Source organism: Micromonospora avicenniae (assembly GCF_900156065.1).
In the GTDB taxonomy this organism is placed as follows: domain Bacteria; phylum Actinomycetota; class Actinomycetes; order Mycobacteriales; family Micromonosporaceae; genus Micromonospora; species Micromonospora avicenniae.
Map to the genome: position 1 here is coordinate 127,398 of NZ_FTNF01000001.1, position 12,050 is coordinate 139,447.

The 12,050-nt window shown below is 73.5% G+C and carries 10 protein-coding genes and 1 pseudogene; 5 read left to right on the top strand and 6 right to left on the bottom strand.

The window, feature by feature from the left end:
* The first annotated feature begins 106 nt into the window (after positions 1-106).
* Positions 107-334, top strand: coding sequence for a PIG-L deacetylase family protein (locus BXA10_RS00570; RefSeq protein ID WP_076466579.1), 228 nt, complete (start codon positions 107-109; stop codon positions 332-334).
* A gap of 24 nt (positions 335-358) precedes the next feature.
* Here the strand turns inward: BXA10_RS00570 and BXA10_RS00575 are convergent, their stop codons facing one another.
* Positions 359-1,045 carry a response regulator gene (locus tag BXA10_RS00575; RefSeq protein WP_076466580.1) on the bottom strand — a complete coding sequence of 229 codons (687 nt, stop codon included), beginning with the start codon at positions 1,043-1,045 and terminating at the stop codon, positions 359-361.
* 2 nt (positions 1,046-1,047) lie between these two features.
* Complete coding sequence (locus BXA10_RS00580; protein ID WP_076467278.1) at positions 1,048-2,295, bottom strand: ATP-binding protein; 1,248 nt, start codon at positions 2,293-2,295, stop codon at positions 1,048-1,050.
* A 202-nt stretch (positions 2,296-2,497) separates the two neighbouring features.
* Here BXA10_RS00580 and BXA10_RS00585 point away from each other — a divergent pair, with 202 nt between their 5' ends.
* The 3 genes and pseudogenes from BXA10_RS00585 to BXA10_RS00595 all read left to right on the top strand — a co-directional run bounded on the left by BXA10_RS00585 (position 2,498) and on the right by BXA10_RS00595 (position 6,491).
* Positions 2,498-4,381, top strand: coding sequence for a PspC domain-containing protein (locus tag BXA10_RS00585; RefSeq protein ID WP_245828083.1), 1,884 nt, complete (start codon positions 2,498-2,500; stop codon positions 4,379-4,381).
* Positions 4,378-4,644 (top strand): annotated as a pseudogene (locus tag BXA10_RS00590) (hypothetical protein); the annotation flags it as partial. The gene BXA10_RS00585 and the pseudogene BXA10_RS00590, both read left to right, overlap by 4 nt.
* A gap of 593 nt (positions 4,645-5,237) precedes the next feature.
* Positions 5,238-6,491 carry a phosphatidylserine decarboxylase gene (locus BXA10_RS00595; protein ID WP_076466581.1) on the top strand — a complete coding sequence of 418 codons (1,254 nt, stop codon included), beginning with the start codon at positions 5,238-5,240 and terminating at the stop codon, positions 6,489-6,491.
* 81 nt (positions 6,492-6,572) lie between these two features.
* On the opposite strand, the gene BXA10_RS00600 is transcribed toward BXA10_RS00595, so the two are convergent.
* From BXA10_RS00600 to BXA10_RS00610, 3 genes are all read right to left on the bottom strand, one after another.
* Positions 6,573-7,481 (bottom strand): CDP-alcohol phosphatidyltransferase family protein, encoded by a 909-nt coding sequence (locus tag BXA10_RS00600; RefSeq protein WP_076466582.1) that lies wholly within the window; start codon positions 7,479-7,481, stop codon positions 6,573-6,575.
* Between the two features lie 372 nt (positions 7,482-7,853).
* The gene (locus tag BXA10_RS00605) at positions 7,854-8,753 is read right to left on the bottom strand and encodes an NUDIX hydrolase (protein ID WP_076466583.1); all 900 of its coding nucleotides are present in this window, start codon (positions 8,751-8,753) and stop codon (positions 7,854-7,856) included.
* A 132-nt stretch (positions 8,754-8,885) separates the two neighbouring features.
* Positions 8,886-9,833, bottom strand: a complete 948-nt coding sequence (locus BXA10_RS00610; protein WP_076466584.1) for an NUDIX domain-containing protein — start codon at positions 9,831-9,833, stop codon at positions 8,886-8,888.
* 144 nt (positions 9,834-9,977) lie between these two features.
* Here BXA10_RS00610 and BXA10_RS00615 point away from each other — a divergent pair, with 144 nt between their 5' ends.
* Positions 9,978-10,349 carry a PspC domain-containing protein gene (locus BXA10_RS00615; RefSeq protein WP_076466585.1) on the top strand — a complete coding sequence of 124 codons (372 nt, stop codon included), beginning with the start codon at positions 9,978-9,980 and terminating at the stop codon, positions 10,347-10,349.
* Between the two features lie 7 nt (positions 10,350-10,356).
* Here BXA10_RS00615 and guaA read toward each other — a convergent pair whose 3' ends face one another.
* Complete coding sequence (guaA, locus tag BXA10_RS00620; RefSeq protein ID WP_076466586.1) at positions 10,357-11,910, bottom strand: glutamine-hydrolyzing GMP synthase; 1,554 nt, start codon at positions 11,908-11,910, stop codon at positions 10,357-10,359.
* Positions 11,911-12,050 lie beyond the last annotated feature (140 nt).

A 12,050-nucleotide genomic window follows, 5' to 3' on the forward strand; every position in this document is an offset into this window, starting at 1 on the left:
TGCGGCTGGAAGGACGACGGTGTGGTGAGGCCACCACCTGCGCCATCTACCCCGACGCGCGCAACCGGTTCGCCTACCCCGAACTGACCGCCGAGGGGCTGGAGCCGTGGGTCGTCCGGAGGTCTGGTACACCGGCGGGCCTGCGCCGGACCACGCGGTCGACATCACCGAGCGGTTCGGCCGCAAGCGCGCGGCGATGCGCGCCCACCGCTCGCAGACCGGGCACTTCGATGTGGAGGGTTGGACCCGGGACCGGCTCGCCACCGCTGCGGACAACGCGGGCCTGCCTCCCGGTCGGCTGGTCGAGGCGTTCACCGTGCTCCGCACGGAGTAGAGATCCACGCCGCGACCGCCCCGATCACACCAGCCGGCGGTCGGCGGCCCACCGGGACAGCTCGTACCGGTTGGACATCTGCAGCTTGCGCAGCACGTTGGAGACGTGGGTCTCGACCGTCTTGATCGAGATGAACAGCTCCTTGGCGATCTCCTTGTACGCGTACCCCCGGGCGAGCAGCCGGAGCACCTCGCGCTCCCGATTGGTGAGCTGATCCAGCTCGGGATCGGCGACCGGGGCGTCCGGTCGGGCCGCGAAGGCGTCGAGCACGAACCCGGCCAGCCGAGGGCTGAACACGGCGTCCCCGTCGGCCACCCGGCGAATCGCCGCGGTCAGCTCGTCCGGGGAGATGGTCTTGGTGACGTAGCCGCGCGCCCCGGCCCGGATGAGCCCGATGACGTCCTCAGCGGCGTCCGAGACGCTCAGCGCCAGGAACTTGATCTGCGGGTGCGTACGCCGCATCGCCTCCAGCACCGCGCGCCCGCCACCGTCGGGCATGTGCACGTCGAGCAGGACCACGTCCGGCACGGTCGCGGCGATCCGGTTGACCGCCTCGGCCACCGTGCTCGCCTCGCCCACCACCTCGACGTGCGCACCGAGTTCGGCGCGTACGCCCGCGCGGAACATGGCGTGGTCGTCCACGAGGAACACCCGCAGCCGTTCGGCGCGGGCACCCGCTCCCTCGACCGCTTCCATCGGCTGGTCGGCCATCGTCATCTGTCCCTTTCCGGTGTGGACGAGTCCCGGGAGATCGGCAGGATCAACCGGATCTCGGTGCCCTCCCCCGGCGCGGACCGGATCTCGGCCCGACCGCCGTGACGCTTCATCCGCCCGACGATCGAACCACGTACCCCGTGCCGGTGGTCCTCCACCGTATCCGGGTCGAAGCCCTTCCCCCGGTCGCGGACGAAGACACTGACCTGTTCCGGCTCCACCTCGGCGTAGAGCGAGACGGTCTGCACCCCGGCGTGCCGGGCGGCGTTCACCAGCGCCTCCCGGGCGGCGGCGACCAGCGCGCCGACCCGCTCGTCGGTCTCCCGGTCGCCGACCACCACCGCCTCGACCGTGATCGCGAAGGTGTCCTCGACCTCGGCGGCGGCCTGCTCCAGCGCGGCCGCGAACCGCTCCGTCGGCGACCCCGTCGGCTTGTAGAGCCAGTTGCGCAGCGACCGCTCCTGCCCCCGAGCCAGCCGCTGCACGGTCTTGACGTCGCTGGCGTTGCGCTGGATCAGGGCCAGGGTGTGCAGCACCTGGTCGTGCACCATCGCGGCGAGTTCGGCCCGCTCCTGCTCGCGGATGCGCCCCTCACGCTCCGAGCGGAGCTGGTTGTACGTCCGCCACAGCACCGGCGCCGCGACCACACCCACCCCGGCGAGACCGACCAGCGCGAAGATGACGCCGTTGATCACCGCGTCCAGGTTCTGGGCCGGAGAGTAGACGGCCGCGACACCGATGATGCCGACCGCCACGAGCACCCCGCCGCCGATGAAGCGGAGCACGAACGCCCGCCGATCGCTCTCCTCGACCACGGCGCCGAGCCACGGCACCGGCAGGGACTCCCCCCACCGCCGGCGACGCTCGGGCTCCGACTGGTGCCAGATCACCCCCGCGCCCACCGCGATGATCGCCACCAGCCAGCCGGCGGTGCCCGCCGCGCCGATCGAGTCGAAGACCATCACCTGGACCAGCAGGACACCGAGCCCGATCGCCACGAACGGCAGCAGCTGGGCCACGTCGCGACGCGGCGGGACACCGGTGTCACCGGGCCGCAGCGGCACCACCGCCCAGAAGGCCGCGTAGAGCAGCAGGCCGAGCCCGCTCAGCCCGAGCAGGATCATGAAGGCCACCCGTACCCGCAGCACCGAGATGCCCAGATGTTCGGCGATCCCGGCCGCCACCCCCGCGGCCATCCGGTGCTCCGGGGCGCGGTAGAGGCGCGGCGGCGAGCTGACGCTGCTGATCGGAAGCTCCCTCGTCGAGGCGGTGGCGCCGGGTCCGCACGGGGTGCGACCGGCGCTGACGGCGGTACGAGTTCGATCGTCACACGCTGCGACGGGTACCGGCCACGGGGACGCCCCGGACATTCCAGCACCGGGATCTCAGGGTGCCATCAGGGTCGGCTCCTGAGGTCACTCGGGCGGGTGAAGCAGCAGGATCGAGAGCATGACCGAGGAAGCTGCCCAGCCGCCCCGAGCAGGGGCGGCACCACCGGGCGGAGCAACGCCGCCACCCTCCGCGTCCACCGGCTGGACCGGGTCCACCCCGTTCGACCCGGCGTCCGCGGCCGGCCCGTACCCGCCGGGAGCACAGGTACCCGGCCCGGCGGCGGCCACCGGAGCGCACATCGGCTCAGGCCCGGCCGGGTACGGTCCCGGGCCGGGACAGGGGGCGCCCTTCGGAGGTGGCGAGTCCACGCCGGGCTTCGGCCCGGGCGGCACCGGTCCGGCCTTCGGCTCGACCGGGGCCGGCGGCGCCGGGGGTACGCCGCCACCACCGCCCGGCGGCCCCGCCGGCGCGGCCGGTTTCACCACCCGGTACGGGCTGGTCCGCCCGCGCGAGGGGCGCTACCTGGCCGGCGTCTGCGCCGCCATCGGCCGCGCCACCAACACCGACCCGGTGCTCTGGCGAGTACTCCTCGCGGTGCTCGGCTTCTTCGGCGGGATCGGCATCCTGGTCTACATCACCGCGTGGCTGATCATTCCCGGGGAGGGCGACACCGCCTCACCCATCGAGTCGATGCTCGGTCGCGGCCGGTCCAGCATGTCGCCGGTCACCGTGATCGTGCTCGGCATCGTCGCGGCGGTCGGCTTCGGCTACATCGTCACCGATGCGTTCCGGGCGGTGCTGCTCGGCGCGGCCATCCTGATCGGCGGCGCGCTGCTGCTGAACCGGGAACGCCGCCGCACCCAACCGGTTCCGGCCGGTCCACCGCCCGCGGCACCGCCCGGCCCGGTGCCCCCGGTCAGTTACCCGGCACCGGCTCCGTACGCCGCGCCGCCCGCCGCCGACCCGACCACCATGCCGGGCGCACCCATGCCCGGGGTCGGTCCGGCAACCGGACCACAGCCGTTCTCCGGCGGGGAGCCGACGAGCCAGGAGGTGAGCGCTCCGCACGGGGGGAGCGGTCCCCACGCCCAGGCGCCGGCTGCCCCGGCGGCCTCCGGGCAGCCCGCCGACCGCACGGCCGAGCTGCCCACCTGGCCGCCGGCCGAGCCGCCCGCGCCCCATTGGCCGGCTCCGGCGACGAGAGGCGGCTGGCAGGCCACGCCGACGGGGGCCGGCTGGCGACCCACTGCGGCGGGCAGCAGTGGGTACCCACCCACCGCGCCGATGTCCACGAGCGGCTACCGTCCGCCGTTCGCCCCGCGCGGCCCGTACGCCACCCAGTCCCCGCCCGCCCCGCCGCCGAAGCCACCGAAGCCACCGAAGCGGCCGAAGGAGCGGTCCGCGCTCGGCCCGGTGACCTTCTCACTGATCTTCCTGGCCCTTGGCCTGGTCGCCGTCCTCGACCTGCTCGACGTCTTCGACGTGGGCGCGTCGGCGTACTTCGCCGCGGCGCTGGCCACCATCGGCCTCGGGCTGCTGGTGGGCACCTGGTTCGGTCGGGCCCGCTGGCTGATCGCGCTCGGGCTGGTGACCGCGTCCGCGCTCGCCGTGGCCACGGTGGCCGAGTCGTACGACCGGTTCCGGGGCGTCGACGGTGCCGTGACCTGGGCTCCGGCCAGCTACCAGGACCTCGCCACGCGCTACGAGAACAGCTTCGGCGACGCGGTGCTGGACCTGCGCTCGGTCGATTTCGCCGGACGCAACACGGAGATCACCGTCTCGGTCAACTTCGGCAAGGGCACGGTCGTGGTGCCGCCGAACGTCGACGTGACCGCGGTGGCCGACGTCAACGCCGGCGACGCGACAGTCTTCGGGCAGCACCAGCCCGGACCTGCCGGGGGGGCTCGGGAGTTCACCGACCTCGGCCCGGACGGTGCCGGTGGCGGCACGCTCCGTCTCTTCGTCCACGTCAATGCCGGAAGTTTGGTGGTGACCCGATGAAGGCGCACCGTACCGATCTCGTCTCGTTCGCCTTCGGGCTGCTCTTCCTGGCGCTCACCGCCTGGTGGCTCTCGGCCAAGATCCTCGGACTAGCCGTACCCCCGGCCGGCTGGTTCCTGGCCGGCGCGCTGATCCTGATCGGGGTGTTCGGTCTGGTGGGTGCCCTCCGCTCAGGGCGGCACGCCGACCGCGAGGCGGCCACGGACGACACCGCACCGGTCGGCGACGCGCCGGCGGCCCAGGGCACGGACCTTCCGGCCGACGGCATGCCGATCGCCGACGCGGGGCTGAACGCCGACCGCCCGGTCTCCGGAGTCGGCCACGCCGGCTGGTACCCGGACCAACCCACGTCCGGCGGGATCCTCCCCGGCTGGGAGCCGGACCCGCCGGCCGCCGGCCGGATCCACCCGGCCTGGCAGGTGGACCGCACGACGGAGGAGATCCGGGCGGACGGAATCGACGCCGGAGGCGGTGCGGACACGACAGCCACCCTCGATCGGGTGGACGCCACGACGACCAGGGTCGAGCGGACGGACGCCGGCGCCGGCCCCGACGGCGGCGACGAGCGGCCGACCGAGGCGGTCACCGGCGCGCCGGGCGGCGTGGTCGAGGACCGCCCCGAAGGCGGCTCGGGCGGCGTTGCCGGTTCCTCGTCCGCTCGTCCGGGTCAACGGGACGACCCGCTGGGTTGACCGGGCCCGGCGGTGGGTGCCCGGTCGGGCTCACGGCGGCGGTGCGATCGGCGCGCGTGGACGCCTATGCTGGCCGATGGAGTTCCGCCTCCGTGGGTCGATCCCGCCCCGCCGCGGCGGCCCGTCGCGCTTGCCGTGTCTACCCCGTCAGGAGCCCTTCCGACATGACCCAGTCCCCCGCCGTGCGTACCCCCGGCCGGCCCGGTCCGGTCCGCATCGGCGAGCGAGCCGCCCGTACCCTCGTCACCGAGCTCGCCCGGCTCAACGACTCGAAGGCCGCGCTGCTCGTCGGCGTGAACCCGCAGTCCGCGGTGCTGGCCGCGGCGATCGAGGCGTTGCTGCCCGGTGACCAGCTCACCGTGGTGCCCGCCGAGGGCGGATCGGCCACCGCGCTGCGCGAGCACATCACCGCCCAGGGCCGGTGGGTCGCCGACCGGGTCCGGGTGGTCGACTCCCTCGCCGAGGCCGACCCCGCCGAGGTGGTGATCGCGGGTGAGCCGCTCCTCGGCACGGCCGAGGAGACTCGCATGACGATCGAGATGCTCGGCAAGCAGCTCGGCGACGGGGCGGTGCTCAGCGTCGCGACTGCCGCCGGGCCGGGCCGGACCGCGGGTGCGGCGGCGGAGTTGCAGCGGCAGAGCGCGCTCCACGGTGTCGGCACCGACCTGGTGCTGCGCAACACGCCGCCGGTACGTCTGCACCGGCTCCGGTTCACCCCGGCGAGCCCGGCCACCGCGGCGCGGCTCGCTCCCGCCCACCGGCCGTCGAGCGTGCCGCTGAGCCGGTCCATGCACATCGACTCCAACGGGGTCGCTGCGGCCGGCATCAGCCTCGGTCTGGCCGCGCTGGCCCGGCTGACCAGGCCGAAGTCGAAGCTCTGGCTGCTGCCGGCCCTCGCCGCCGCACCTGTCGCCGCGTTCTTCCGCGACCCGGAGCGGGATGTGCCCGAGGACCCGTCGGCGGTGGTCGCCGCCGCGGACGGGCAGGTCCTGTCGGTGCAGCGCCTGCACGACGAGCGCTTCGGCGACGGGGAGTGGCTGCGGATCGCGGTGTTCCTGTCGGTGCTGGACGTGCACGTCAACCGTTCGCCGGTGGCCGGCAAGGTGGTCGACTACTTCGTGGCCGACGGTGGGTTCGTCAACGCCATGAAGCCGGACGCCGAGCACAACGTGGCCGCGTACACGGTGCTGGACACTGTGCACGGCACGGTGGTGGTCGCCCAGCGCACCGGCCTGATCGCCCGCCGGATCGTGCAGCGGGTGCCCATCGGCTCCCTGCTGGCCAAGGGCGAGCGCTTCGGGCTGATCCGGTTCGGCTCGCGTACCGACGTCTACCTGCCGGCCGCCGCGGCGGAGCCGCTCGTCGGCCCCGGCGACAAGGTGGTCGGCGGGGCGACGGTGATCGCCCGCTGGCGTTGAGGCCGCAAACGTGAGGAGGGGGCGCCGCGGGTCGCGGCGCCCCCTCCTGCTGTCCCGGGTCGGGCGGATCTTTCCGCTCGGTCAGGCGGCTCGCCGCTGGCGCAGCCAGAGCACCGGCCCGCTGACCAGGTAGCCCACGACGATCAGCGCGAAGGTGAGCCGGATGTCGACCAGCGCACCGACCACCGGGGCGAGCCACAGCCACGGCGGGAGCTTCACCAGCCGGGCGAGCTTGGCGTACGGGAAGCTCGACACCATCGCGAAGGCCAGCAGCGCGACCCCGGCCAGGAGCACCGGCCCGGGTACCGGCAGCCCGATGGCGACCGTCACCGCGAGCACGGCTGCGGCCATGGTGGTGGGCACGCCGCAGAAGAACCGGCCGTCCTTGGGCGAGACGTTGAACCGGGCGAGCCGGATCGCGGCGCAGGCCGCGACGAGCGCGCAGGCGACAGCCGCCGCCGCGGTCGAGACGGAGCCGGCGAGCGAGGCGTAGACGACCACCGGCGCGGCCATGCCGAAGGAGCACATGTCGGCCAACGAGTCCATCTGCGCGCCGAACGGACTGGCCACCCCGAGCTTGCGGGCCAGCGCGCCGTCCAGACCGTCGAACGCGACGCAGGCGATGAGGGCGAACGCGGCGATGCGTACCTGCCCCTGCATGGCCAGGAAGATGGCGAGCACGCCGAGTGTCAGGCTGCTCAGTGTGCACGCGTTGACCAGGGCGAACTTCACCCGGCGGGTGATCGTGCGTTCGCCGGGGAGCAGCGGGATCGACCGGGCCGCGGCGTCGTCGGGCTCGCTGACCGGCGGCAGGGCCGGGCTCACCGGCGGCAGCGCCGGGCTGACCGGCATGACGGCCTCGACCTCGGCCCGCCCGAACCGGTTCAGGCTGTAGCGGCGACGGCGGTCGACGTAGCGGGGCTCGACCAGGGCCGTGTCGGCGCCCCCGGTCAGTTCACCGTCGCGACGGCCCACCCGGACCAGCAGCACCTGCCGGGCGAATGCGCCGCCACGGCGGAGCGGGCCCGCCCAGCGACGCCCTGCGGGGCGCGGACTGTCAGTCGTACGACGCCGGCGCCATGGGGCTCTCGGCACGCTTCCTCCATCACCGGATCGGCTTCGCCGCCTCGAGGACGGACATCCGGCTGTCTCGTACCGAGCCTCTCGCGGCCCGGCAGCCGTTGTGCGGAGTACACCATTGCACAGGGAACGGCGCTTGGCGATAGCTGTCCGAGGGCTTTATATCTCCATATTCCGCTCAGACGGCTCTGTCATTCGCAACCAGGGCCTCATCGCCCGTTATCCATCATTCCCTACCTCGACTGTAGCCCAGCCGGCCCGAGGCGGCTCGGGCGGCGGGGCTCATCTTCTCCGTCGTCCGGTTGCCCAGGCAGCGACGTCGGTCAACGGCAGGCCGTCGAGCCGATCGGGTGTGAACCAGTCGGCGCTGGCGGTCGAGCCTCCGGCCGCCTCGGTGACCCGGGCCTCGGTGGGCGCGTCGACCACCACCCGGTAGATCACCCGCACCCCGTGCCAGTCCAGCGGACGCCCCTCGGGCCCGAGCGCGGCCGGATTGTGCAGGTTGTCCACGCCCATCAGCTCTGTCACCCGGCCGAGTTGGCCGGCCTCCTCGACCAGTTCACGCAGGAGCGCGGGCACGGGCTGTTCGCCGTGGTCGGTACCGCCCCCGGGCAGATGCCAGAGCCCGGCGCCGGGATACCCCTCGGCGATCATCGTGAGCAGCACCCGGCCGTGCGGGTCGGTGACCAGCCCGTACGCCGCGAAGCGCAGCCGGCGGTCGCCGAGCGGCGGGAACGACGACGGGTCGGCCCGCCCGGCGGGCAGCGGCTCGACCGGCAGGCCGAGCAGTTCGGCGGTGAACGGCATCAGCGGCACCGCCGCCGCCTCCTGCGGCGTGAACCAGCGGGTCGAATCGGTCGTCCCGGCCCGCCCGTCGTGCGGCGCGCCCCCGGTCACGGCCAGGTCGAAGACCAGCCGGTCGGTGTGCAGTGACACGTCGGCCTCGGGAAACGGGATCACGTCGGCGACCACCGCGCGCAGTCCGGCCACCTCGACGGTCAGCCCGGTCTGCGCGGTGACCTCGCGAAGCACGGCGTGCGCGGGGTGTTCGGCGTGCTCCACGACGCCTCCGGGCAGGTGCCAGACGCCCGGGAACTGGGCGCCGGCCGAGCCGCGTACGAGCAGCACCCGATCGTCGTCCCGGTAGAGCCCGTACGCGCCCACCTGCCGCCGCTGCTGCATGCCGTGGCCCCCGCCCCGCGTCCCGTTCGGTCGATCATGAAGTTATCGCCGTCCATCCCGGCGTGTCCCGACAATAACTTCATGATCACCGGGGTGCCCCTCAGGGGGAGAGGGAGGGGGTTGGGGGTGGGGTCAGGTCAGGTGGGCGGCCTGGACGGCTTCGGCGGTGACCTCGGTGAGACGCTCGGCGGGGAGGGCGCCCAGTTCGGCGGGAGCGAACCAGCGGGCCTCGCAGGTGGAACCGCCCACGTCGGTCACGGTGGGCGGCGCCGGCCGGTCGACGACCACCCGGTAGAAGGCACGTACGCCGTGCCAGTCGATCGGGTAGCCCTCCGGGCCGAGCGAGGCGGCGTCCCGATGACTGGCCACCCCGAGCAGCTCGACGAGTCGCCCGTCCTGCCCGGTCTCCTCCACCAGTTCGCGGATGAGCGCCGCGCCGGGCTGCTCGCCGTAGTCGGTGCCGCCGCCGGGCAGGTGCCAGCAACCGGCGCCGGGATAGCCGTCGGCGACACGGGTGAGCAGTACCCGGCCCTCCGGGTCGGTGCAGACCGCGTACGCGGCGAAGCGCTGCGCCCGGTGCAGCCCGTCCGGGCCGGGCACCGCGTAGAACGAGGGGAACTCCGGCGGCTCCTCCGGAACCACGTCGCCCGAGGAGGCGGGCAGGTCGAGAGCGCGCGCGGTGAACGAACGCAGCGGCAGCTCGGCAGCCTCCTCGCGGGTGAACCACCGGGCCAGGTCGGTCGGCCGGTCGACCCGGTCGACGAGCGTCCCGCCGCGCACCGACACCCGGTAGATGAGCCGGTCGGTGTGGATCGTGATCCCCCGCTCGGGCAGGGCCCGCATGTCCGCCAGCACGTCGTGCAGCCCGGTCACGGTTACCGACAACCCCGTCTCGGCCGCCGTCTCGCGGACGACCGTGTGGTTGGGGTCCTCGCCGTGGTCGACCGCCCCACCGGGCAGCGACCAGGTGCCGGGTGTGCCGGAGCGCTGTGATGCGCGGACCAGCAGAACCCGGTCGGCCGAATCAGCACAAACTGCGTATGCCGCGATCCTGCGGAGCGGCGTCAGCGCGGTGGTCACGGGGAAAAATTCTCCCCCGGGCGGGTTACCGGCATCGAAAAGAGTCAGATTGCTGACACAGGACTCGCGACTCAGGGGGCGGTCAGGGTAGGGATCCGGGCGCTCACCGAGGTCATCCGAACGTCGGGCGCGGAGGGTGGAGGCATGACGACCAACACCCCTCCGCAGACCCCGTACAAGCAACTCCGGCGACCCACCACCGACCGCATGGTGGCCGGTGTCGCGAGCGGCCTCGGCCGCTACCTCGACGTCGACCCCACGCTGATCCGGGTGACCTTCGCGGTCACCGGGCTGCTCACCGGCGGGCTGGCGCTGCTGGCGTACCCGATCATGTGGTTCCTGATGCCCGAGGAGCCGCCCGGCGCTCCCGCCTGGCCGCATCCCGGGGGTGCCGCGCCGCAGCGACCGCCGGCCGCCGCGCAGGCGGCCCCGCCGGGGTACGCCCCGACGCCGCCCTACCCGCCGGCCACGGTTCCGGTCCCGCCGAGCGGGCCCGTACCGCCGGCCGCAGCCTGAACCGGGATCACTCCCACTCGATGGTGCCCGGCGGCTTGCTGGTCACGTCCAGCACCACGCGGTTGACCTCGGCCACCTCGTTGGTGATCCGGGTGGAGATCTTCGCGATCACGTCGTAGGGCAGCCGGGACCAGTCCGCCGTCATCGCGTCCTCGCTGGAGACCGGGCGCAGCACCACGGGATGCCCGTAGCTGCGCCCGTCACCCTGCACCCCGACGCTGCGTACGTCGGCCAGGAGCACCACCGGGAACTGCCAGACGTCCCGGTCCAGGCCGGCGGCGGTCAGCTCCTGCCGGGCGATCAGGTCCGCCTTGCGGAGCAGGGCGAGCCGCTCCTCGTCGACCGCACCGATGATCCGGATGGCCAGACCCGGACCCGGGAACGGGTGACGCCAGACCATCGCCTCGGGCAGCCCCAACTGCAGGCCGAGCGCGCGGACCTCGTCCTTGAAGAGCGCCCGCAGCGGCTCGACCAGCGCGAACTTGAGGTCCTCCGGCAGCCCGCCGACGTTGTGGTGGCTCTTGATGTTGGCGGTGCCGGTGCCGCCGCCGGACTCGACGACGTCCGGGTAGAGGGTCCCCTGCACCAGGAACTCGACGCCGCCGTGCGCGGCGACCTCCCGCGCGGCGGCCTCGAAGACCCGGATGAACTCGCGACCAATGATCTTGCGCTTCTGCTCCGGGTCGGTCACTCCGGCGAGCGCACCCAGGAACCGTTCCCGCGCGTCGACCACCTTGAGCTTGATGCCGGTGGCCGCCACGTAGTCCTTCTCGACCTGCTCGGCCTCGCCGGCCCGGAGCAGACCATGGTCGACGAAGACGCAGGTCAGCTGGTCACCGACGGCCTTGTGCACGAGCGCGGCCGCGACCGCCGAGTCGACGCCGCCACTGAGGGCGCAGAGGACCTCCTTCTCGCCGACCTGCTCGCGGATCCGGGCCACCTGCTCGTCGATGATGTTCTCCGGCGTCCAGGTGGGCTCGATGCCGGCGATCTCGTAGAGGAACCGGGTGAGCATCTCCTGGCCGTGGGCGGTGTGCCCGACCTCCGGGTGGAACTGCACGCCGGCCCGCCGCCCGGCCAGGTCCTCGAACGCGGCGACCGGCGCCCCGGCGGACTCGGCGGTCACCGTGAAGCCGGCCGGCGCCTCGGTGACGCAGTCGCCGTGGCTCATCCAGACCGGCAGGTCGGCGGGGAGGTCCTTGAGCAGCACGCCGCCGTCCGGACGGGCCTGCAACGGGGTGCCGCCGTACTCGCGGTTGCCGGTGTGCGCCACCGTGCCGCCGAGCGCCCGGGCCATCGCCTGGAAGCCGTAGCAGATGCCGAAGACCGGCACCCCGGCGGTGAACATGCCGGCGTCGACCTGCGGGGCACCCGGCGCGTAGACGCTGGCCGGGCCGCCGGAGAGGATGATCGCGGCCGGGTTCTTCGCCAGCATCTCGGCGACCGGCATCGTGTGCGGGACGATCTCGGAGTAGACCTTCGCCTCACGTACCCGGCGCGCGATCAGCTGGGCGTACTGGGCTCCGAAGTCCACCACGAGGACGGGGCGAGGCGTGCTCATGTGGCCAAAGCCTACCCACTGTCACGGCCGCCCCTGGCCGCGCCCCGCGCTGTCCGCGCGGCGCGCCTGGTACCGCTGTCACGGGACTCACCCCTGCCCCACGGAACCACCCCATATCGACTCGGGTTCGGTGGATGCCG